The sequence below is a fragment of the Pseudomonas sp. FP603 genome, from assembly GCF_030687415.1.
GTDB classification, from domain to species: domain Bacteria; phylum Pseudomonadota; class Gammaproteobacteria; order Pseudomonadales; family Pseudomonadaceae; genus Aquipseudomonas; species Aquipseudomonas wuhanensis.
The window spans coordinates 887,060-910,354 of record NZ_CP117431.1 but is presented as its reverse complement, the minus strand read 5'-3'; the positions used below and the strand labels follow the sequence as shown (position 1 = coordinate 910,354).

The window sequence follows — 23,295 nt, the reverse complement described above, 5'->3', positions numbered from 1 at the left end:
TTTATTTTTTGAACCTGGCTCTTTTGGCCTGCCCCTTTGGGTCTTTGTTTCTTTCGGCTTAAGTTGCTCACTATGCTCAAACGCCTTGCCTGGCTGGCGCTCTGTGTCTGCGCCCCGCTGTCCGCCGCGCCACATATCGACAATCAACGTTTGCAGCAACTGGCCAACGACCCCTTCTGGATTTCCCTGGGGCATTACGAAACCGCCAAGCTCGGTGGCTGGCGCAGCTATGTCAGCGACAAGAAATTCTTTCTCGCCCCCGAGGGCAACGAACATCCCGACCGTGAACTGGCGGCGACCGTGCAGGCACTGTATGCCCCGGCCAGTGCCGGTGAGCAGCATGCCCAATGCGTTTATCCGGCCCGCACCCGCTGGCTCAAGGCGCAACTTGAGCTGAGCGATCTGCCGACGCCGGACTGTGCTGAGTTCAAGCAATGGTTCAAGGACGTTTCGCCCCATAGCGCGGTGATGATTTTTCCGGCGGCCTACCTGAACAGCCCATCGTCGATGTTCGGCCACACCTTGCTGCGCATCGATCAGGCCAATGTGCAGAGCGACAAGACGTCGCTGCTCAGTTACGCGATCAACTTCGGCGCCTACATCGAAGGTTCGGACAACAGCATTCTGTACGCCTGGAAAGGCTTGATGGGCGGTTATCCCGGGCTGTTTGCGCTGGTGCCGTATCAGGAAAAACTCTCTGAATACCGCAGCCTCGAGAACCGCGATCTGTGGGAATACCGCCTGAACCTGACCCAGCAGGAAACCGAGCGCATGGTCGAGCACGTCTGGGAGCTCAAGCAGATCCAGTTCGACTACTTCTTCTTCGACGAAAACTGCTCCTACCGCCTGCTTGAGCTGTTGCAAGTGGCACGGCCGAGCCTGCAGTTGACCGAGCAATTCCCGTTGACGGCCATCCCCACCGACACGGTAAAAGCGGTGAAAGAAGCCGGGCTGGTGGAATCGATCGAGTATCGCCCGTCCCGTGAGCGTGAACTGCTAAGCCGTGCCGAGCCATTAACCTCCGAAGAGCAGGAGTGGGTGCTGAAAGTCAGTGCCGATCAGAAACAATTGCAGACCCCGGCGTTCAAGGCTCTACCTCGCGACCGTCAGGCGTTGATCATTGATGCGGCTTATCGTCTGGAGCGTTATCGCGCCAATGGCCAGGAACGTGACCCGCAACGGGCCCAACGCAGTTTCGAATTGCTGCGAGCAATCAATCAAAACCCGCCCCCGGAGCTGAAAATTCCGCAACCCGGCCTGCCCGAGGACGGTCATGAGTCCCGCACCTGGCAGGCCGGCATCGGCACCCGGGGCGACAAGGCCTTCGGCGAATATGGCCTGCGCATGGCCTATCACGACCTCAATGACAACATGGAAAGCTTCCCCCTCGGTGCGCAGATCGAAATTCTGCAGATGAAGCTGCGTCAATACGAAGGCAATGAGTGGCAGTTGCAGCAACTGGATCTGGCGACCATCCGCTCGCTGACGCCTCGCAATGAATTGCTGCAACCGCTGTCATGGCAAGTCACCGGTGGCCTGGAGCGCGTACCGGGCAAGCATGATGACGAAACCCTGGTCAGCCATGTCAACGGCGGTGGCGGCGGGACCTGGCAACTGGGTGACGACATGCTCGGTTTCGCCTTGGGTACCGTGCGCGTAGAGCACAATAATGACTTTGCGCAATTCATCGCACCGGCCGCGGGCTTCAACAGCGGTCTGCTGTGGAAAAACCCGCTGGGCAACTTCAGCCTGGAAGCCAAGGGCGATTACTTCACCAATGGCGAAGTGCGCCGGAGTGTGAGCCTGAATCAGCAGTGGGAACTGTCGCGCAATCTGGGTGTGCGCCTGAGCGCCCAGCGTGAATTCAGCCACCTGGCTTCGCCCGAAAACGAAGTGATGCTTGAGGTGAAGTGGTATCACTATTGACGCAAATCCCTTGTGGGAGCAACTGTCTTGATGTCTTTTATTTTGAAGTTTGATCAAAGGGCAGCCGAACTTCCACAGTCTCAAACCATGTGATTTCCCAAATGAGCAAGCAGTCTGTTTAGGCTGCCTGCTCTCTCCACTCAGTTTGGTCACGGATCATCGCGTTCAGCCTTATCAACAACACCCGCATGCAGGCGATCAGCGCCACTTTCGCGCATTTACCTCTCAGGCGAAGCGCGTCATATCGGGCTTTGAACTCGGGTTGTCGCAAAATCACAGCCCAACTGGCCATGTACATCGCACGTCGCACGGCAAATCGGCCACCGCTTATATGACGAGGCCCTTCGTGGTTGCCGCTGTCGTCGTTGTAAGGGGCGATCCCTGCCAGTGCTGCGATCTCGTGCCGTCCAACCTCTCCCAGCTCAGGCAGGTAGGCCATGATGCTGGCTGCGGTCACGAGCCCTAGTCCCTTAACCGAGCGCAAGCGGGCAATTTTTTCACTGTCCAGGTCTTTGGCGCTTTGGCAGATCAGCTGTTCTATCGACTTTATTGCCTGATCTAAATAGTCGATATGGCTTTGCAACAAGGGTTTTATCGAGTCGACAGAAGCCGTTTTGATACGCCGCCTGTCGTCACTTTGCTGCTGAACAAAGTTTTCGCGTTGCTGTACCAGCGCACGCAAATTGTCCTGTTCGGCGCTGGTGATACGGCTATCGGCGTCCTTTATAATCGTTGCAAATTCGGCGAGAAGCCGCGCATCTATCGCGTCTGTTTTAGCGCGATAACCCATTGCCTTGGCAAAATCTTTCGACGAGGATTGATTCGTAAGACGTCAAAGCCGCCCCTTTGAAGCACCTTCATGGGCCCCCGCTCGTAGCCACCGGTGGCTTCCAGTAACACGCGGGTGACTTCGAAGCCTTTTAACCAATCAATCAGCACCGGGAAACCACTGGCGCTGTTCGGAAAACTCGCACCAATGCCTTGCGAATTAATCCAGACTTCCAGACTGTCTTTGGAAACATCAATGCCTGCGCAGGAAAACATGGCTAAACCCTCTTACACTCATAAATGAGAGCGCTCTGGTTGGGCTCCACGCTTGTAATGTTCGAGGTCGGCTCGTTCAACTGTTCGGGCTCAATAACCAGAGTGGAGAGGTGAATGGCAGCATGGGCTCCCACACGTGCTGCTAGCACTCCGGGCGTTCAGCTTGCCACTCACCGCTCTCATCTTCAGTCTAAGTCCTGCGCAAGACACAAGCGGGCTTGCTCGCGAAAGCGAAGTGTCAGTCGATATAAATGTTGACTGACACACCGCCTTCGCGAGCAAGCCCGCTCCCACATGGAATCCTTGTAAGCCCACAGATTAATCACAAGCCTTTCACACACACCCGACAGTTCCGCTTCTAGACTTCCCTTATAGGCCGTTGAACGGTCCAGGAGTCCGAGATGTGGCGTTGCGTGGGTGTATTGGGGTTGTTGGTAATGATCACGGGATGCCAGTCGACCCACGAGGATCTGATCGCCAAGGGTTATCCGCCGGCGTTCGCCGATGGCTTCGATGACGGTTGCAGCAGTGGCCGGCAAGCCGCCGGGGCGATCACTGGCGAGTTTCGCAAGAATGTCCCGCGTTACCTCAAGGACAAGCAATACGCCGAAGGCTGGACCGATGGCTTCCGTCAGTGCCAGGCCATGCGTGAAAACGAGGATCGTAACGAGTACAAGGAACGCCATTGGGACGAGCGCGAACGGGCCTGGCAACAACAGAAAGACAGGGACGCCGCGCGAGCCTATCGCTCGCAATAAGTCGTTTACAGACATTCGTCGAAACTTAAAGCCTGCGACCATGGCCCAAACCCTATAACGGGAGAACAGCATGAGTCGCGCCTTCGTCAATGAAGATAACGCTGCTGCACAAACCGATCAGCCAGTCGAACGGCAGGTCAGCGCGCAGCCCAATTACGTCACGCCAGCGGGCCTCGCGCAGCTTCAGGCGAAAGTCGCCGAACTGCAAAAACTGCTTGATGAGGAAAGCGCCAAAGGCGAACTGGCCGACAAGCAGCGCCAGGCCGACCTCGATCGCGACTGGCGCTACTTCAAGCAGCGCCTGCAAAGCGCCCAAGTGGTCGCGCAGGCCTCCTCGGTCGATAAAGTGCAGATCGGCAACTGGGTGACCTTTGCCGACGAGCACGGTCATGAGCAGCGCGTGCAATTGGTCGGAGAAGACCAGGCGGATGCCGCCCATGGCTTGATCAATTGGAGCTCGCCGCTGGGGCGGGCGTTGCTCGGGGCGCAGGTGGGCGATGAAGTGTTGTGGAAGCGGCCGGCGGGGGATTTGGTGATTGAGGTTCTGGCCATTGCGATTGGGTGAATTCGATGACGCCTTCGCGGGCAAGCCCGCTCCCACAAGGGTTCTCGAACGTTCTCAAAATCCGAGCCTGAAACAGATCCCTGTGGGAGCGGGCTTGCCCGCGATAGCCGCGCCTCGGTCTTACTGAACGCCCATAAAAAAACGGAGCCCCGAAGGCTCCGTTTTTTTATGCAACCAACCTGAAATCAGGCCAGTTTTTTGTGGCGTACCCGGTGTGGCTGGGCAGCCGCTTCGCCAAGGCGCTTGCGACGATCGGCTTCGTACTCGGTGTAGTTGCCTTCGAAGAACACCGCTTGCGAGTCGTCTTCGTACGCCAGGATGTGAGTCGCGACGCGGTCAAGGAACCACCGATCGTGGGAGATCACAATGGCGGCGCCCGGGAAGTCCAGCAGGGCTTCTTCCAGGGAACGCAGGGTTTCAACGTCGAGGTCGTTGGACGGTTCGTCGAGCAGCAGGACGTTGCCGCCCTCTTTCAGGGTCAGGGCCAGGTGCAAGCGACCACGCTCACCACCGGACAGGTCCTTGACGAACTTCTGCTGATCGCCGCCCTTGAAGTTGAAGCGCCCCACGTAGGTGCGCGACGGGATCTCGTAGTTGCCGATGCGAATCTGATCGGAACCGTCGGAGATTTGCTGGAACACAGTCTTGCTGCCGTCCAGGTCTTCACGGCTCTGATCGACGCACGCCAGCTGCACGGTTTCGCCGACTTCGATGGAGCCCGAATCCGGCGTTTCCTTGCCCATCAGCATACGGAACAGGGTCGATTTACCGGCACCGTTACCGCCGATCACGCCAACGATGGCGCCTTTAGGCATGGAGAACGACAGGTTGTCGATCAGCACGCGATCGCCGTAGCCCTTGCTGACGTTCTTGAACTCGATGACCTTGTCGCCCAGGCGCGGGCCGGCCGGGATGTAGATCTCGTTGGTTTCGCTGCGCTTCTGGAATTCCTGCGATTGCATTTCTTCGAAGCGTTGCAGACGAGCCTTGGATTTGGACTGGCGGGCCTTGGCGCCTTTGCGCACCCACTCCAGTTCTTCCTTCATGGCCTTTTCGTGAGCCGACTGCTGCTTGGATTCGGCCGCCAGACGATCGGACTTGGCTTCAAGCCAACCCGAATAGTTGCCCTCGTACGGGATACCAGCACCGCGGTCGAGCTCGAGGATCCAGCCGGCGACGTTGTCCAGGAAGTAACGGTCGTGCGTGATCGCAACCACGGTGCCCGGGAAATCGTGCAGGAAGTGCTCCAGCCAGGCGACGGAATCGGCGTCCAGGTGGTTGGTCGGTTCGTCGAGCAGCAGCATGTCCGGTGCGGACAACAGCAGGCGGCACAGGGCCACACGACGCTTTTCACCACCGGACAGGAATTCGACCTTGGCATCCCACGCTGGCAGGCGCAGTGCATCAGCGGCGACTTCCAGTTGGCGATCCAGGTTGTGACCGTCGCTGGCTTGCAGGATGGCTTCAAGTTTGGCCTGTTCTGCCGCCAGCTTGTCGAAGTCTGCATCCGGTTCAGCGTAGGCCGCGTAAACCTCGTCCAGACGCGCCTGAGCGTCCTTGATCACGCTGACCGCTTCCTCGACCACTTCACGCACGGTCTTGGTCGGATCCAGAATCGGCTCCTGCGGCAGGTAACCAATGTTCAGGTCCGGCATCGGACGGGCTTCACCGTCGAACTCGGTATCGACGCCAGCCATGATTTTCAGCAGCGTGGACTTACCCGAACCGTTGAGACCGAGTACGCCGATTTTGGCGCCTGGGAAGAACGACAGCGAAATGTTTTTCAGGATTTCCCGCTTCGGCGGAACAACTTTGCCCAGCCGATGCATGGTGAAGACGTATTGAGCCATGGAGAACCTTGGGTCAGTGACTGATGAATGATTGGAGCGCAGGCGATGCCCGGCCAGGCCATGCGCGTCGTTCGTTTGATGGGTATCAAAGCGTGCGCGCTGAAAAAAACCTGATTCTAGGAGCTGGAACGCTCCCGCGTAACCGGCAAAGCTACCTTATTGATAGAAGGCAGTCCAGCCGAGCGGGACTGGCACTTAGCCACAACTCAAGGCATGCTAGCCGCCCTTCGGGCGTCCGGCTTATAGTGCACGTCGCGCCAGTCCAGCCAAACCGCAGGATTACAGTTTGTCTAATGTCTCTCCGCCATCGTCCGTGAGCGCACTCAATCCTGCGACTGGCTCGCCCCTGCGCGGAACCTTGAAGGGCGCGCTGGCGACCCTCGTGCTGTTGCTGCTCGCACTGCTGTTCTGGCAGTTGCTGGATCAGCTTCGCGAAACCCAGAAAAACCAGCGCCAGTACACCATCGACTACTCCGCCGATCTGGCTGCGCAAGTCAGCCTCAACATGGCACTCAATGCCCAGATCGCCCTGAACCTGCTACCGATCATCGAACAACCACAAAGCCCCGACGAACAGCAGGCGTTGCTGCGCAAACTGCAGCAATCGCTGCCCGACCTGCGCAGCCTGGCGCTGCTCAGTCCCTCCGGAAAAATCCTCAGCGACAGTGCCGCCGACAGCCCGGATGCCCATTACCTGAGCGAACTGGTTCAACGCAGCCGCGCCCAGGCCCATTATTTCAGCAATGCCGACGACGGTTCGGTGGTGCACCTGCTCCTGCATCAGGCCAGCGGCAGTACCCGCGGCTATTGGGTCCTGCGCCTGACGCCGACGTTTTTCTCCTCACTGACCAAACAGGGTGACGTTGGCATCCGCCCCCAGTGGCTGGTAGAAAACCGCATCAATCATCAAATCATCAGCCGCGATGACGCCCAGCCCTCGGCCAAACCTGCCGTGCTGACAGCCGACGAACTGGCCAACAGCGTGCTGACAGTTCCCTTGAGCAGCAGCGACTGGCAATTGCGCGGGTTGTTCGACCGGCAACGGGTGATCGAACACCTGCTGCCGGCGTTCATCGGCAAATGCCTGCTGGGCCTGGCCCTCTCCTTATTGCCGTTCATCGCTCTGCTGAACATTCGTCGCCGTCAACGCCAACTGCATGAAGGCCGTCGACGCTATCAGGACATTTTCGAAGGCACCGGCGTTGCGCTGTGTGTGCTCGACCTGTCCGGGCTCAAAAGTATCTTCGACAGGGCTCAACTCAACAGCAGCGAGCAGTTGAAGGCCTGGCTCGAGACACCGGAGCAGCGCCAGCAACTGCTGCAGGAGTTGCGCATTACCGAGGTCAACCAGGTCGCCCTGCAGCTGCTCAATGTCAATTCCTGCGATCAAGCCTGGAAACTGCTGATCGACGGCTCCCCATTGGACTGCACGGCCATCGGCAATCAAGTGCTCGAAGCGGTGCTCCACCAGCAAAAACAGCTTGAGCTGGAAATCAAGCTTCAGGACGCCAATGGCCGCGACCAGCATTTTTGGCTGGTGCTGCGTCTGCCGGAAGATCAGGCCGACTACAAGGCGGTGATCCTTAGCATCAGCGACATCACCAGCCGCAAACTCATCGAGCTGTCGCTGCTGGAGCGTGAAGGGTTCTGGTCCGACGTAGTGCGCACCGTGCCGGATCATCTGTATGTGCAGGATGTGATCAGCCAGCGGATGATCTTCAGCAACCATCACCTGGGGCAAACGCTGGGTTACAACCGCACCGAACTGCACCAGATGGGCGAGTATTTCTGGGAAATCCTGTTGCACCCCGAGGATGCCGACTACTACCACCGATCACGCCAGTCCCAACGTCACGCGGGTTACACCCAACTGATGCAATGCCAGCTGCGCTTCCGCCATCGCGATGGCAAATGGCGGCGTTTCGATATTCGCGAGCAGGCCCTGGCGCGGGACAAACACGATCAGGTTACGCGCATCATTGGCGTGGCCAAGGACATCACCGAGCAGATCGAAGCCAGTGAGTCCCTGCGCGACAGCGAGCAACGCTACCGGATGCTCGCCGAAAGCATCAGTGACGTAATTTTCTCCACCGACAGCAAGATGTCGCTCAACTACGTCAGCCCCTCAGTTCAAGCCGTGCTGGGCTTTGACGCCGACTGGATATTCCAGAACGGATGGCAATCGACCATCGCCAATCCGCAACAACTGACCGGCATCTACAGCCTGATGGACCGGGTCAGCAAAGCGCTGGATAAACCCGAACAACTGGCGCTGCTACGCAGCCAGGTGCAGACCCAGCTGTTTCTGTTCGACTGCCTGCGGGCCGACGGACGCAAGATCCCTATCGAGTTGCGCCTGGTGCTGGTCTGGGACGAACACGGTGCCTTCGAAGGTGTGCTCGGGGTCGGCCGCGACATCAGCCAGCAACGTCGAGCCGAGAAAGACCTGCGCATGGCGGCCACGGTATTCGAGCACTCGACCTCGGCGATTCTGATCACTGACCCGGCCGGCTACATCGTCCAGGCCAACGAGGCTTTCAGTCGCGTCAGCGGCTATGCGGTGGCCCAGGTCCTCGACCAGTTGCCGAACATGCTCACCGTCGATGAGCAGCAGGAAGCCCATCTGCGCTATGTGCTCAAGCAATTGCATCAGCACAGCACCTGGGAAGGCGAAGTCTGGCTCAAGCGTCGCAACGGCGAGCATTACCCGGCCTGGGTCGGGATTACAGCGGTGCTCGACGATGAAGGCGATCTGGCCAGCTACGTGTGTTTCTTCAGCGACATCAGCGAGCGCAAGGCCAGTGAGCAACGGATTCACCGCCTCGCCTATTACGACGCCCTGACCCACCTGCCCAACCGCACGCTGTTCCAGGATCGCCTGCACACCGCGCTGCAATCGGCTGAGCGGCAGAAGTCCTGGGTGGTGCTGATGTTCCTCGACCTCGACCGTTTCAAGCCGATCAACGACTCCCTGGGCCACGCCGCCGGCGACCGTATGCTCAAGGAAATGGCCACACGCCTGCTCGGTTGCGTCGACGATGACGACACCGTGGCGCGCATGGGTGGCGATGAGTTCACGTTGCTGCTGCAACCGCGGGTCAACCGGGAGATCGCGCTGAACCGGGCAATTCATGTGGCCGAACAGATCCTCGCCAGCCTGGTGAAGCCGTTCGTGCTGGAAGGCCGCGAGTTTTTTGTCACTGCCAGTATCGGCATCGCCCTGAGTCCTCAGGACGGTAGCGAACTCAGTCAGCTGATGAAGAACGCCGACACCGCGATGTACCACGCCAAGGAGCGCGGCAAGAACAACTTCCAGTTCTATCAGGCCGACATGAACGCCAGCGCCCTGGAACGTCTGGAGCTGGAAAGCGACTTGCGTCATGCCTTGGAACAAAACGAATTCGTGCTGTACTACCAGCCGCAATTCAGTGGCGACGGCAAGCGTCTGACCGGCGCCGAAGCCCTGCTGCGCTGGCGCCACCCACGACGCGGTCTGGTGCCGCCGGGGGATTTCATTCCGGTGCTCGAAGAGCTCGGGCTGGTGGTGGACGTCGGCGACTGGGTGATCAGCGAAGCCTGCAGTCAGCTCAAGACCTGGCACCAGACCAAGGTGCGGGTGCCAAAGGTTTCGGTGAATATTTCGGCCCGGCAGTTCTCCGACGGGCAACTCGGCACCCGGATCGCCACCATCCTCAAGGAAACCGGCCTGCCGCCGGCGTGCCTTGAGCTGGAGTTGACTGAAAGTATCCTGATGCGCGAAGTCAGTGAGGCGATGCAGATCCTCGCCGGGTTGAAAAACCTCGGCCTGAGCATCGCAGTCGATGACTTCGGCACCGGTTATTCATCGCTCAACTACCTCAAGCAATTCCCGATCGATGTGCTGAAAATCGACCGTACCTTCGTCGATGGCCTGCCCTCGGGTGAACAGGATGCGCAAATTGCCCGGGCAATCATCGCCATGGCCCACAGCCTCAATCTGGCGGTGATCGCCGAAGGCGTGGAAACCCACGAGCAGCTCGACTTCCTGCGTGAGCATGGTTGCGATGAGGTTCAGGGGTATCTGTTTGGACGACCCATGCCGGCGAGTCGGTTTGAGGCGCAATTCAGCAATGATGCGTTGTTCATGCTCGACTGAAGCTTGATCGTTCCCACGCTCTGCGTGGGAATGTAGCCCGTGACGCTCCGCGTCACATGCCGAAGCGGACGCAGAGCCTCCAATGAGGCATTCCCACGCAGAGCGTGGGAACGATCACCTGACACTGGCCAGCCTGGACACCATAAATCCCGCGCATGAACACCACTTGTCTGCGACATGATGTCCTTTCATATGCCATCTAAAACCCATTGGGTTAGAATGCCTCCCTTTTCTGCCCCCGATCCTTGAGGACCGCCATGTTCAGCCGTGATTTGACTATTGCCAAGTACGACGCCGACCTTTTTGCCGCCATGGAGCAAGAAGCTCAGCGCCAGGAAGAACACATCGAGCTGATCGCTTCGGAAAACTACACCAGCCCAGCGGTGATGGAAGCTCAAGGCTCGGTACTGACCAACAAGTACGCCGAAGGTTATCCGGGCAAGCGCTACTACGGTGGTTGCGAGTTCGTCGACGTGGTTGAGCAACTGGCCATCGACCGCGCCAAAGAATTGTTCGGCGCCGATTACGCCAACGTTCAGCCACACGCCGGTTCCCAAGCCAACAGCGCCGTTTACCTGGCCCTGCTGCAAGCGGGCGACACTATTCTGGGCATGAGCCTGGCCCACGGCGGTCACCTGACCCACGGTGCCAGCGTTTCGTCCTCCGGCAAGCTGTACAACGCTGTTCAGTACGGCATCGACGCCAACGGCCTGATCGACTACGACGAAGTCGAGCGTCTGGCGGTTGAACACAAGCCAAAAATGATCGTGGCCGGTTTCTCTGCCTACTCGCAGATCCTCGACTTCCCGCGCTTTCGCGCTATCGCTGACAAAGTTGGCGCTTACCTGTTCGTCGACATGGCTCACGTGGCCGGTCTGGTCGCCGCTGGCGTCTACCCGAACCCGGTTCCATTCGCTGACGTCGTGACCACCACCACGCACAAGACCCTGCGCGGTCCACGTGGCGGTCTGATCCTGGCTCGCGCCAACGCCGACATCGAGAAGAAGCTGAACTCCGCGGTATTCCCGGGCGCCCAGGGCGGCCCGCTGGAGCACGTGATCGCTGCCAAGGCGATCTGCTTCAAGGAAGCGCTGCAGCCTGAGTTCAAGGCCTACCAGCAACAAGTGGTGAAAAACGCCCAGGCCATGGCCGGCGTGTTCATCGAGCGCGGTTTCGACGTGGTGTCGGGCGGTACTCAGAACCACCTGTTCCTGCTGTCGCTGATCAAGCAGGAAATCTCCGGTAAAGACGCCGATGCCGCACTGGGCAAAGCGTTCATCACCGTGAACAAGAACTCGGTACCGAACGATCCACGCTCCCCGTTCGTCACCTCCGGTCTGCGTTTCGGTACACCGGCAGTGACCACTCGCGGCTTCAAGGAAGCAGAGTGCAAAGAACTGGCCGGCTGGATCTGCGACATCCTGGCTGACCTGAACAACGAAGCGGTGATCGATGCCGTTCGTGAGAAGGTCAAGGCTATCTGCAAGAAGCTGCCGGTGTATGGCGCTTAATTGCAACTCGTAACATAAAGAAACCCGGCTGATCAGCCGGGTTTTTTTTCGCCTGCAATTTTACCCATATTATCTATACACTCGCCCATTGCTTACCGATTGATTGCTTATTTAAACACTTAACAAAAACAAAACAACCAACATATAGAAATACATAACAGCCACTTCAACCCTACAAAAACGATTACTATCCGACTGCAATCACACCAATAAAGCCAAGGACGACTTTATGACTACCAACCGACAAAAATCATTCATTGCAACACTGGAACTGGATAACCGATATGTAGAGTTCCTGCAGACTCTGCATGGAAATCCAGCCATTCGATTCGACACATTCGCCAGTGGCGGCTTCTATACTGGCACCCCAACAACACGCAACGACTCTCACTTACTGGGCAGTCGCGCACAAGAAGAAATAGAGGCCATTGCGCCATTAACCCTCTACTTCCGATGCACTAACGACTATTACACCTTATACATCCGTTCTCACGACCCCTATACAGGGCATTGTATAAGCAAGGATTCCGCGGGAGTGCTTGGCGCATTTCTTCCCGCGGGCAGCGACACCACTTCTTTCAATATCCTGGGCAGTCAAAACAACATCATGACGCTGGAAGACATGCCAAATGATATTCACAGAGTCCGGCTTAAGGCTCGAAACTCGGGGCACATCGGCGCTCTCCGTCGCAAGGGAGCACCCTACAGCTATCTAGCCGAGATCGAGAAGCAAGGCGTGGTGTTCAAGCTACGCATTATCGAGCGCAACGCCTCCTTCCTGAGCAACCCTGACGAAATCTGAGAGGCCGCCGGGAACAACGCCTGCGGCATCGTCATACAGGCACCACAGCGATTGCTGGTCGATCCCCCAACCATCAAGGTACAAACATGAGCACCGATCAGGAAAAATCCTTTACTGCGACTTTAAGTACACGCTTTGGATCTCCCCACTTCCCAAAGTTGACATACGGTAAAACCATTCGCACAAAAAGACCGGACTACGAATTTTTCAGTTTCGATCACTACACGGATGTTTCTGACTACCTTTTCTTAAAGCCCGAGATTGCCCCAGACGCATTAACCTTTTACTTCAGGTGTCTGAACGACTACTACACACTGTATATCTTTACCCACGGTGTGTATTACTACATGACACTGAGCAACGAGAACAACGATTTTTTAAATGCCTATACACCCAACGATGGGGACCAGACGACATTCAACCTGCTGGATGCCAAGGGCAAAATCATCACACTGGATCAACTCGACAACGACACGCCTACTGTAAGAATACAAACACGAGGCGGTAATCTGCTACGAGCAGGACTCAGCCGCAACCCATATGATTCCAAGGTTGGCACATTCGTTCGCATCAACCAAAATCGCAGTTCAGCCATTCTGGACTTCAAGCTAAACATCCTTCAGCGCAATGTACCTTATTAAGGACACAGAACTGGAAGTCCTTCCACCCAATGCCTCACCATAAACGCTCTTCACGAGTATCAGACTTAACGAGCATGCGTTCACAAGGAACGCATGCCTGAGCACATGCGGACACAAGGGTACAAACACACCGGGGGGCCTCTAAATGCCTCAAGTCGTCAGCATCAGCACAGCCATCTGAGTTGAAGATCCCAAAACAGAAATGATGTTAAACCGACACCGCTTCTACAGGACCATCGCCACTGGTCAGACCGGTCATGCCAATTTTTCTGTTTCCCCTTGTAATCCTGAAAAAACCAGCGTAGACTGCGCCTGCACTGGACATACCGGTAAGACCACAATAATTAAGTCCTGAATCTGATGCGTCTCGCGCACGGCAGCCAGGACACCGACCAGGATTCCTCCCATGCTCAGATGGTGCTCGCGTTCAATCTTCCTTCAAGTGGTTCTCGGACTGGTGCTCGGCATCGTCTGCGGGCTGGCCCTTCCTGAATACTCCGCCCAACTCAAACCCCTCGGCGACGGTTTCATCAAACTGATCAAGATGCTCATTGGCTTGATCGTGTTCTGCGTAGTGGTCAGCGGCATCAGCGGTGCCGGCGACTTGAAGAAGGTCGGACGCATCGGCCTGAAATCGGTGATCTACTTCGAAATACTGACCACCATCGCCTTGGTGATCGGCCTGGTGTTCGCCTTCACGACCGGCATTGGCAGCGGCGCGAACATTCATCTGGACCAGCTCTCCGCCGCCGACATCGGCGACATTGCCCAGCGCGGTCAGCACATGCACACCACCACCCAGTTCCTGATGAACCTGATCCCGACTTCGGTGATCGGCGCCTTCGCGGAGAACAACATTCTGCAAGTCCTGCTGTTTTCGGTGCTGTTCGGCAGCGCGCTGAACCTGGTGGGCGAAGCGGCGTCGGGTATTTCCCGGCTGATCAATGAGCTGAGCCACGTGATCTTCCGCATCATGGGCATGATCGTGCGCCTGGCGCCGATCGGCGTGTTCGGCGCCATCGCTTTCACCACCAGCAAATATGGCTTGGATTCGTTGCATCACTTGGGCAGTTTGGTCGGCTTGTTTTATCTGACCTGTGTGGCGTTTGTGACGTTGATTCTCGGCCTGGTGATGCGCCTTTCGGGCCTGAAGATGTGGCCGCTGCTCAAGTACCTGCGCGAAGAACTGATGATCGTCATGGGCACCGCTTCTTCCGACGCCGTGCTGCCACAAATCATGCGCAAGCTTGAGCATCTGGGCATCGGCAGCTCCACGGTGGGGCTGGTGATTCCGACCGGGTATTCGTTCAACCTTGATGGTTTTTCGATCTATCTGACCTTGGCCATTGTGTTCATCGCCAATGCCACCGGTACGCCGCTGGCCATGACTGACCTGCTGACGATTCTGCTGGTGTCGCTGATCACCTCCAAAGGTGCCCACGGAATTCCCGGCTCGGCGCTGGTGATTCTCGCGGCGACACTGACGGCGATCCCGGCGATTCCGGTGGTCGGCCTGGTGCTTGTATTGGCAGTGGACTGGTTCATGGGCATCGGCCGGGCGGTGACCAATTTGATTGGTAACTGCGTCGCCACGGTGGCCATCGCTCGCTGGGAAAAGGACATCGATATCCAACGGGCAAACAAAGTACTTTCCGGCCAAGTGGGATATACCTTCCAGCCGAGAAAACCGGTTGTCCCGGCGCATCAGCAGGAATTTTAAACAACGTGTGCCTGCTCAAGGGCAGGCACATTTATCGCGACTTGGAGCGAACAGTGATTACCTCGTCAACCGTTGTAAATTCAGTCGTAGAAAAACTTCGGGCCGCACTGGCCCGCGGTCAGTGGCGTTCCGGCGAAATGCTGCCGGGCCAGCGTGAACTGGCCGAACAACTGGGCATCAGCCGCCCGAGCCTGCGCGAAGCAGTCATCGTGCTGGAAACCCTCGGGCTGGTGCGTTCCATGCCGGGCAAAGGCGTGGTGGTGCTGGAGGCCAGCGTCAGCGACAGCCAAAGCCACGACAGCGCGGTAGCCGGGGCCAGCCTGGAAGACGTGCTGCAACTGCGCTACACCCTCGAACCGTTCATCGTCGGCCTGGTGGCGCAGTCCATCAGCAGCAAGGAAGTCGGGCAACTGCGCCTGACCCTGATGGACATGCGCGAAGCCCTTGAGGCCAACGACAGCGAGGCGGGCGTGAACGCCTACATCGCGTTCCACGAGGAGCTGTTCGCCCTGACCTCGAACCCGATTTTCCAGAGCGTGGTGCAGCAAACCAGCAACGCCCTCAAGCAAAGCGCCGACGTGCTGCGCAATTCGCCTGAGCATCTGGCTGAACGCCTTGAAGAAAACGAAGCCGTCGTGCGAGCTATCCGTAGCAAAAACAGCGCCCAGGCCAGCGCCCAGATGCGTCGGCACATCCTGCGGGAAGGGCAGCGGATGGGCATCGAGCTGAACATTCCGGACGATAACCTCGGCAGTTGACCCCCTCTTCGAACTGGAGACAGGCCATGAACAGCTTCGCCTCACGACAGACATTCACTGCCCTGCCCTTCTCCCGAACGGACAGCGAGAAGCCATCGGTGGATGATGTCTATCCGCGGATCTTCGACGCCATCCTTGAGCAACGCATCAACCCTTCCAGCCGTTTCACCGAAGAAAGCCTGGGGCATATATTCGGGGTCAGCCGCAGCACCATGCGCCGGGTTCTGTCGCGCCTGTCCCATCAACAGATCATCATCTTGAGACCTAATCACCGCCCCCGAGTCGCCGCGCCCTCCCCCGAACAAACCCGCCAGGTACTCCATGCTCGTCGCCTGGTTGAAAGCACGCTGGTTCAACTCGCCTGTCGACGGCGCCATTCCAGCATGCTGATCAAGTTACGTGAATTGACCGAAGAGCAACGTCAGTGCATGGAACGAGACCAGCACGGTACGGCTATCCGTCTGTCCGGCGAATTCCATCTGCAACTTGCCAACATGGCCGATAACGCCCCGTTGGCGCACTTCCTCGAAAGCCTTGTACCTCTGACGTCGCTGGCGATTGCACAACAGCATGAGGGACAAACTGGTAGCGCTTGCACCTGGCAGACGCACGTCCGTCTTGTGGATGCCCTGGAGCGAACCGACGTCAGTGCAGCAGTGCGCTTGATGACGCAATATCTGGATGATCTTGAACAGAGGCTGCTGGGCGAGCATCCATAAACGTCAACGACAGGACATTCGGCAACGTCGGCTCTACCGCACACAGCAACGCCTGACCTGCCCCTGTGAGTCCCAGCATCATCCCGAGAACAGGTACGCTGTTTTGCGTCATGAAGTCTTCATTGAAGAAGTTGTCTGCGACCTCGGAGAACGCCTGCTGGCTCCTCGCAATTCCCTGGTTGTTTCCCGTGCTGCGATACAGCTCCAGCAAACACACCAGATTACCGAAGTCACCATGGCAAAGGCTGTAGCCGGAACCAAGTCCGTGGTGCCAGAGATTGTGCTCGCACTGACTGATATCGTTATCGACGATCGCCCCCAGCTCCACACTGAATACACCTTTGAGCGCTTTCTTGAGTTGCAACCTGGAGATCAGGATCCCAGCATCGCCGTGACACCACTTGGTCATGTGGGACGACTTCGAGGCATCACGCAGATCCAGCCAGAACCCTTGGGCTTTCAGGCGGTTTTCGTCCTTCAACAAGGCCACGATCAGCGGGACGAGCGCCGCATTCCCCGTCAACTCATAAGCTTTGCCGAGCGCCTGGAGAATGCCTGAAATCCCGTGGGAGAATCCCGTGAGCAAAGGCGTTCGACAGGACTTGCGCACAAATCTCCCCTCTTCGTTCAGCAGCTCGGCTTGAATGGCTGCCGAGAATTTTTCGATGAGTGGGATCAAACTGTCTCGCTTTTCTAGCTGATACAGATTCACCAGTATCGTGACCGTCCCGCACCATCCATTAAGGAAGTCAAACTCGTCATCCTGACGCGGAAAGTCGGCGAGCTTGAGCAATAAGTCATCAATGGTCGCGCGATGGATATCCTGCCCCAAGACCTGTTGATGGTTGACTAAAACATAGAGGTAAGACGCCAGGCCGAAATAAGCGCTGACCGCCATGTCGCTGTCAAAGTGCTCGTGGGATCTGGCCATCGAGTCGACAATTCGGTCGGCCATGCTCAAGTGTTCTGGCTGACCGCTGACGCGAAACAGGCTCATGTAAAAAACAGCCAATCCACCCATGCCGCTGTACAGGCTGTTACTCATGGGCGAAAGGTAGTAGCGTCGAGTTGTCGGATGGGTATTGAGGAAAGACCACGCTACATCCCCGTCTTCGCCATCAATGCTCAACCGTTCGATCACTGCCGCAACTCTCAGCGCCCCTGCAAGATAGCCCGACATCCGCATACCCGGCACACCTTTCTGGCGATGCTGCCTATTCAAGGGCATGGCCCCATTGTCCGAAGGGAACAGGCACTCGCGCAGGATGAGTGTCTGAAAAGCTTTGTCCTTGACGGACAGATCGCTCAGCTTTCGTCGGCAACTTTCAAGTGGGCTCTCGATGTCGAGTTCAGCCACGAACCCGCCATGACCGCTGAACAATCGATTGGAGCCGATAGGCATGCTGAAACTTGGGATATTTGCCCATTCCAGATCGGCCGACTCGTGACCAGGAACATGCTTGGCAATAAGCGTTTCGCTCAACTCCGACCACAACGTGGCAAACAGCAACTGGCGTTGGAGCATGCATTGCATAAAGCGCGGATGTAGCGTCAACTCGATGAAGTCCACATAGCGCTGGGTATTCTTGATTAATACCCGTGTTTTCAACTCACTGGCATGCTGACGGATCAACGCCAGTATCGCGCTCCGATGCTTCATCATCTCATCGTAGGCCAACCCAAATCCTTCAAAAATGTCTTCCTGATAGTCTTCCAGCGAACGTGGCAGGCCATCGAGAACCGGAAGGTGTCGGATAACCGGCGTCTTTTCAATGCTGACCCGTTTCAAGTGATAGAAACCTTGCTCACGAACCAGACGCACTACATTTGAGGTGAAGTGCTTTTGTCGGGTCAGGCCGCTGAAGTCGTTTTCAGAGCCAGGTGAATAGGGAACAAAACCCGTCGCGAATATCGACTGACCGTTCAGTTTCAACGTCTTGAACAACGCACTGGTACCGGGCAGGTCGCCCTTGAGGTCAATCATTGAGGCTGTAAACAGACACTCAAGATCGATCATGACGGGACTGCTACCGCACGCGATGATGTTCTCGTAGTGAAAATCCATGCCATTCAGGGCATGGGCGATCGCAATCTGCGCTCCCGCTCTTCGGTAGTACAACGCCACATCACCTACCGTTTCACAGGCTCGGTTCTCGACTTTTTCGATCCAGCAATGGTCGTCTCTGCAGATCAACGATGGGGTATGCGCAGAGAAACACTCGTCACGGTTGTTCTCGTGCAACAGTCTCATCAACGCGCCATAGAACTCCGCTTCGCGGTTGCTTCTTGGTTTGTAGACCAACGAAGTGGTAGCGATCTGAACAGCACAGACCGTTTCGCCGTTGGCATGGGGATCGCCCCATCCGAGGTCGATAGAATCGATTCGTTGCCCTCGCAGAGCGAATAGCTGACCCAGCGCATCGACGTCCTTGGCAAAATGGGAGATGACTTTGTACAGGTAGGCGGATGTGCTTTCCATTTGCTGGGTCAGCAGGTCAGTCAGTACCGGATAGGACGCCAGGAGCGGGCCTATCGACTGGGTACCAAGAAACTGTTCGAAGGTGTTCAGGTCCGTATCGACACCTTGTGATATTCGCGTATTAAGACAATGAACAAGGGACTTTTGCGCCAAACGTTTAAGGCAGGCTATTACATAAGGCTGGACACTGGCCAGCAATGACTCGGCATTGAAATACTGACAAACTTCGACATATCTTTTATCACACTCAAACACTTGCTTGAAGTAACAATAAAAAACCCTATAAAAGCCTTCAAATGCTTCCTGACTCGTACTGCATGGCTGCTCACCATGACTCAAAGCAACGATCAGTTGAATTTTATTGTACAAAACTTCTATCGAGGCGTGCTGTAACGACTCACAATACTCGGTGCCATTTTCGAGCCGCCCAACCAACTCACTCCTGTTCATGCCGAAATATTTTATAACGGCATCATCATCTTTATGCAACATCTCCATGGTCTTGCGCAGTAAGTCGACATCGACTCCACTTCCCGCGCCCGATGTTTCACGCTCCTGGAACGTCAGAATATCAGCCAACATGCTTGCCATCCTTGACCAAAATGGCAGGTCATCGACCTGCCATATATTACTGACGATTTAGCAGAAAACCGTGCAACCCAGGCTCTCGCAGGTAATCGCGGTGGTGGACATGACTTCAACGCCCGCCATCTTGTTGATACCGCCTTTCACATAGGCTTCAAACTCACTGTCGAAATCGCCAGACATTTCCAGGATTTGCTCTTCCATATAACGCTCCAATATTAACTTAACAGGCACCTTCATTGGCACCCAAGAAAGTTAACATCAACGGACAACCAAAGCCCGCTACAAATCCTAACTTAATGTAACCACCTCAAACCTCCGCAACTCATAACAAACACTAACAACTTAGTCTATTGCAATTTTTTCGAACCCCTCACGAATTTTCTCTTCCGGCAAATCATCGGCAATGAACACGATCACGCTTTCGCGTGTTTCATCATCGCCCCATTCCGTATCCCAGTCGAAACCATACAACTTCAACACGCCTTGAAACACCATACGCCGCGGTTCGCCAAGGATGTTCAAAACACCTTTGTATCGCAGCAGTTGCTTGCCATGTTCTTCCAGCAGCTCGTTCATGAACTCACTGAGTTTGTCGATATCCAGCGGCTTGTCCGTGCGCAACACCAGGCTGGAGATACGGTCGATGGACGGTGCCTTGCTCATAGGACGCAAACTCACCCCACCGCCGAGGTCGGCATTGAGGTTGAAGCCGCGCACGTCGAGCAATTCAGCCAGGTCGATCTTGCCGTGCTCGACCAGGCGAATCGGTGCGCGGCGGTTGATGCGGGTCAGACGCTCGCTGAGGGCGGTGAAGGTCGGCTCGTCCACCAGATCCCGCTTGCTCACCAGCAAACGGTCGGCAAAACCGATCTGTGCCTGGGCGATGGTCTGGGTCAGGTGATGTTCGGCATGCTTGGCGTCGACCAGGGTGATGATGCCATCGAGGATATAGCGCTCGCGCAGCTCTTCGTCGATGAAGAAGGTTTGCGCCACCGGGGCCGGGTCAGCCAGACCGGTGCATTCGATTACCAGGCGATCGAAGGCGATTTCGCCGCTGTCCAGGCGTTCCAGTAACAGGAACAGCGCTTTGGTCAAATCGGTGTGGATGGTGCAGCAGACGCAGCCGTTGGACAGCGTCATCACTTGCACCGGCTCGTCGCCCAACAGTTGGGTGTCGATACCGGCATCACTGAATTCGTTTTCGATTACAGCGATTTTCAGGCCGTGCTCGGCTTTGAGCAGATAGCGCAGCAGCGTGGTTTTTCCCGCGCCGAGAAAGCCGCTGAGAATTGTTACTGGAATGGGAGAGGACAAACGGGTTCTCCTGTTTCACAAAGTTAAAAAACAACACAAAACAAATGTGGGAGCGGGCTTGCTCGCGAAGAGGTCGTGGCAGTCGACATTAATGTTGAATGACACACCGCTTTCGCGAGCAAGCCCGCTCCCACAGGGATTGCATCAGCCAGGCTGTTGCATCAACAGCACTTCGGCCCACCCTTGCCACCGTAACGGGCTTCCTGACGTTCGCGAAAGAACATCTCGTAGCTCATCACCGGTTTGTCCGGGTGTTTGGTTTGCATGTGCTCGACGTAGTTGTCGTAGTCGGGCATGCCGACCATCAGGCGCGCGGCCTGACCGAGGTATTTACCGAGGCGACTCAGGTCATTGAACATGGTGCAATCCTCGATTACGCATCCGGCTGAGCCTGGAACGGCGATTCTTTATCCGTACGTTCTTTGGTGCCCCAGGCGGCGATACCGACCTTGAGTGCAAAAAACAGGATGCTGAACACCACGAGCAAAAACAGCGCCGTCAGCGTTGCGTTGGTGTAGGCGTTGTAGATCACATGCTGCATCTGCTCGATGCTCTTGGCCGGGGCCAGAATCTGCCCATTGGCCAGCGCATCGCTGTATTTCTTCGCCAGCGACAGGAAGCCGATTGCCGGGTTGGCATCGAACAGTTTGATGAAGCCTGCGGTGGTGGTGCAGATCAGCAGCCATACCGCTGGCAGCATGGTCACCCAGACATAGCGTTGGCGTTTCATTTTGATCAGCACAACGGTTGCCAGCATTAGCGCGATACCGGCCAGCATCTGGTTGGAAATACCGAACAGCGGCCACAAGGTGTTGATGCCACCCAGCGGATCGATCACGCCCTGGTACAGCAGGTAACCCCACATCGCAACGCAACCGGCGGTTGCGATCAGGTTGGCGGTCCAGGATTCGGTGCGTTTGAGCGCCGGCACGAAGGAGCCGAGCAAGTCCTGCAGCATGAAACGCCCGGCACGGGTACCGGCATCCACCGCAGTCAGGATGAACAGCGCTTCGAACAGGATCGCGAAGTGGTACCAGAACGCCATGGTGTTTTCACCCGGCAGCACACTGTGCAGGATCTGCGCGATACCGACCGCCAGGGTCGGCGCACCGCCGGCGCGGGCCAGGATGGTGGTTTCACCGATGTCCTTGGCCACCGCTTGCAGCGCTTCCGGGGTAATCGCGAAACCCCAGCCGCTGACGACTTGTGCCACAGCCACCACGTCACCACCGACGACCGCCGCCGGGCTGTTCATGGCGAAGTACACGCCTGGCTCGATCACCGAAGCGGCGACCATCGCCATGATCGCCACGAAGGACTCCATCAGCATGCCGCCGTAACCGATGTAACGAGCGTTAACCTCGTTATCCAGCAGTTTTGGCGTGGTGCCGGAGGAGATCAGCGCGTGGAAACCGGACACTGCGCCACAGGCGATGGTGATGAACAGGAACGGGAACAGACCGCCCTTCCACACCGGCCCGGTGCCGTCGATGAACTGGGTCAATGCCGGCATTTTCAGCTCGGGCATGGTGATCAGGATGCCGATCGCCAGCGCGACGATGGTGCCGATTTTGAGGAAGGTCGACAGGTAATCGCGAGGGGCGAGGATCAGCCATACCGGCAGCACCGCCGCCACGAACCCGTAGCCGATCAGCATCCAGGTGATCTGGATTCCGGTGAAGGTAAAGGCCTTGGCCCAGACCGGGTCAGCGGCAATCTGCCCGCCCAGCCAGATCGAACCCAGCAGCAACGCCACGCCGATCACCGAGATTTCACCGATGCGGCCCGGGCGGATGTAGCGCATGTAAATGCCCATGAACATCGCGATCGGGATGGTCGCCATCACCGTGAAAATGCCCCACGGACTTTCGGCCAGGGCCTTGACCACGATCAGCGCCAGCACCGCGAGGATGATGATCATGATCAGGAAGCAGCCGAACAGCGCGATGGTCCCGGGAATCCGGCCCATTTCTTCACGAACCATGTCGCCCAGGGAGCGGCCGTTGCGGCGGGTGGACAGGAACAGGACCATGAAGTCCTGAACCGCACCGGCCAGCACGACGCCTGCAATCAGCCACAGCGTACCGGGCAGGTAGCCCATCTGCGCCGCCAACACCGGACCGACCAGCGGCCCCGCGCCAGCGATGGCCGCGAAGTGGTGACCGAAAAGAATGTGTTTGTTGGTTGGCACATAGTCCAGACCGTCATTGTTGAGCACGGCAGGGGTAGCCCGACGCGGATCGAGTTGCATCACATTGTTAGCGATGAACAGGCTGTAGTAGCGGTACGCGACCAGATAAATGGCCACGGCGGCGACCACAATCCACAAGGCGTTGATCGCCTCGCCTCGCCGTAATGCCACTACGCCCAGGGCGCACGCTCCCAGGATCGCCAGCAGCAGCCAGGGTAAGTGGCGCAGCAGGCTATTATTATTTTTCATTTTATGATTCCAGCCAGAGTGGACAAGAAAGACAGCCATCCGGAG

General features: G+C 57.0%; 18 protein-coding genes. 10 read left to right on the top strand and 8 right to left on the bottom strand.

The window, feature by feature from the left end; genetic code table 11:
• Nucleotides 1–72: 72 nt before the first annotated feature.
• Complete coding sequence (locus PSH65_RS04265) at nucleotides 73–1,926, top strand: DUF4105 domain-containing protein (protein WP_305425071.1); 1,854 nt, start codon at nucleotides 73–75, stop codon at nucleotides 1,924–1,926.
• Nucleotides 1,927–2,044: 118 nt separating this feature from the next.
• Here the strand turns inward: PSH65_RS04265 and PSH65_RS04260 are convergent, their stop codons facing one another.
• Together PSH65_RS04260 and PSH65_RS04255 are read right to left on the bottom strand one after the other, a co-directional pair.
• Nucleotides 2,045–2,716, bottom strand: coding sequence for a transposase (locus PSH65_RS04260; RefSeq protein WP_305425070.1), 672 nt, complete (start codon nucleotides 2,714–2,716; stop codon nucleotides 2,045–2,047).
• Nucleotides 2,686–2,970, bottom strand: coding sequence for a transposase (locus PSH65_RS04255; protein WP_305425069.1), 285 nt, complete (start codon nucleotides 2,968–2,970; stop codon nucleotides 2,686–2,688). The genes PSH65_RS04260 and PSH65_RS04255 overlap by 31 nt, the downstream gene beginning before the upstream one ends.
• Nucleotides 2,971–3,371: 401 nt before the next feature.
• On the opposite strand from PSH65_RS04255, the gene PSH65_RS04250 reads away from it, so the two are divergent.
• Both PSH65_RS04250 and PSH65_RS04245 read left to right on the top strand, forming a co-directional pair.
• Nucleotides 3,372–3,728: a hypothetical protein gene (locus PSH65_RS04250; protein WP_305425068.1), complete on the top strand. Its 357-nt coding sequence runs from the start codon at nucleotides 3,372–3,374 to the stop codon at nucleotides 3,726–3,728.
• Between the two features lie 70 nt (nucleotides 3,729–3,798).
• Nucleotides 3,799–4,293 (top strand): GreA/GreB family elongation factor, encoded by a 495-nt coding sequence (locus tag PSH65_RS04245; RefSeq protein ID WP_305425067.1) that lies wholly within the window; start codon nucleotides 3,799–3,801, stop codon nucleotides 4,291–4,293.
• A 185-nt stretch (nucleotides 4,294–4,478) separates the two neighbouring features.
• On the opposite strand, the gene ettA is transcribed toward PSH65_RS04245, so the two are convergent.
• On the bottom strand, nucleotides 4,479–6,143 hold the full coding sequence (ettA, locus tag PSH65_RS04240; RefSeq protein WP_305425066.1) for an energy-dependent translational throttle protein EttA: 1,665 nt from the start codon (nucleotides 6,141–6,143) through the stop codon (nucleotides 4,479–4,481).
• 286 nt (nucleotides 6,144–6,429) lie between these two features.
• Here ettA and PSH65_RS04235 point away from each other — a divergent pair, with 286 nt between their 5' ends.
• The 7 genes from PSH65_RS04235 (at nucleotide 6,430) to PSH65_RS04205 (ending at nucleotide 16,429) form a co-directional block, all read left to right on the top strand.
• Complete coding sequence (locus tag PSH65_RS04235; RefSeq protein WP_305425065.1) at nucleotides 6,430–10,278, top strand: EAL domain-containing protein; 3,849 nt, start codon at nucleotides 6,430–6,432, stop codon at nucleotides 10,276–10,278.
• A gap of 257 nt (nucleotides 10,279–10,535) precedes the next feature.
• Nucleotides 10,536–11,789, top strand: coding sequence for a serine hydroxymethyltransferase (gene glyA / locus PSH65_RS04230; protein ID WP_030129473.1), 1,254 nt, complete (start codon nucleotides 10,536–10,538; stop codon nucleotides 11,787–11,789).
• A 229-nt stretch (nucleotides 11,790–12,018) separates the two neighbouring features.
• Entirely contained in the window at nucleotides 12,019–12,591 is a 573-nt protein-coding gene (locus PSH65_RS04225; RefSeq protein ID WP_305425064.1) for a hypothetical protein, read from the top strand.
• Between the two features lie 86 nt (nucleotides 12,592–12,677).
• Nucleotides 12,678–13,232 (top strand): hypothetical protein, encoded by a 555-nt coding sequence (locus PSH65_RS04220; RefSeq protein ID WP_305425062.1) that lies wholly within the window; start codon nucleotides 12,678–12,680, stop codon nucleotides 13,230–13,232.
• 406 nt (nucleotides 13,233–13,638) lie between these two features.
• Nucleotides 13,639–14,952, top strand: a complete 1,314-nt coding sequence (locus PSH65_RS04215; protein ID WP_305425061.1) for a C4-dicarboxylate transporter DctA — start codon at nucleotides 13,639–13,641, stop codon at nucleotides 14,950–14,952.
• Nucleotides 14,953–15,005: 53 nt separating this feature from the next.
• On the top strand, nucleotides 15,006–15,710 hold the full coding sequence (locus PSH65_RS04210) for a FadR/GntR family transcriptional regulator (protein ID WP_305425060.1): 705 nt from the start codon (nucleotides 15,006–15,008) through the stop codon (nucleotides 15,708–15,710).
• A 26-nt stretch (nucleotides 15,711–15,736) separates the two neighbouring features.
• Entirely contained in the window at nucleotides 15,737–16,429 is a 693-nt protein-coding gene (locus PSH65_RS04205) for a GntR family transcriptional regulator (RefSeq protein ID WP_305425059.1), read from the top strand.
• Here PSH65_RS04205 and lanM read toward each other — a convergent pair.
• From lanM to PSH65_RS04180, 5 genes are all read right to left on the bottom strand, one after another.
• Nucleotides 16,356–19,490 (bottom strand): type 2 lanthipeptide synthetase LanM, encoded by a 3,135-nt coding sequence (gene lanM, locus PSH65_RS04200; protein ID WP_305425058.1) that lies wholly within the window; start codon nucleotides 19,488–19,490, stop codon nucleotides 16,356–16,358. The genes PSH65_RS04205 and lanM overlap by 74 nt on opposite strands.
• Nucleotides 19,491–19,547: 57 nt before the next feature.
• Nucleotides 19,548–19,697 carry a hypothetical protein gene (locus tag PSH65_RS04195; protein WP_305425057.1) on the bottom strand — a complete coding sequence of 50 codons (150 nt, stop codon included), beginning with the start codon at nucleotides 19,695–19,697 and terminating at the stop codon, nucleotides 19,548–19,550.
• A 141-nt stretch (nucleotides 19,698–19,838) separates the two neighbouring features.
• On the bottom strand, nucleotides 19,839–20,810 hold the full coding sequence (gene yjiA, locus PSH65_RS04190; protein ID WP_305425056.1) for a GTPase: 972 nt from the start codon (nucleotides 20,808–20,810) through the stop codon (nucleotides 19,839–19,841).
• 161 nt (nucleotides 20,811–20,971) lie between these two features.
• Complete coding sequence (locus PSH65_RS04185; RefSeq protein ID WP_007895266.1) at nucleotides 20,972–21,169, bottom strand: YbdD/YjiX family protein; 198 nt, start codon at nucleotides 21,167–21,169, stop codon at nucleotides 20,972–20,974.
• 14 nt (nucleotides 21,170–21,183) lie between these two features.
• The gene (locus PSH65_RS04180; RefSeq protein WP_305425055.1) at nucleotides 21,184–23,250 is read right to left on the bottom strand and encodes a carbon starvation CstA family protein; all 2,067 of its coding nucleotides are present in this window, start codon (nucleotides 23,248–23,250) and stop codon (nucleotides 21,184–21,186) included.
• Nucleotides 23,251–23,295 lie beyond the last annotated feature (45 nt).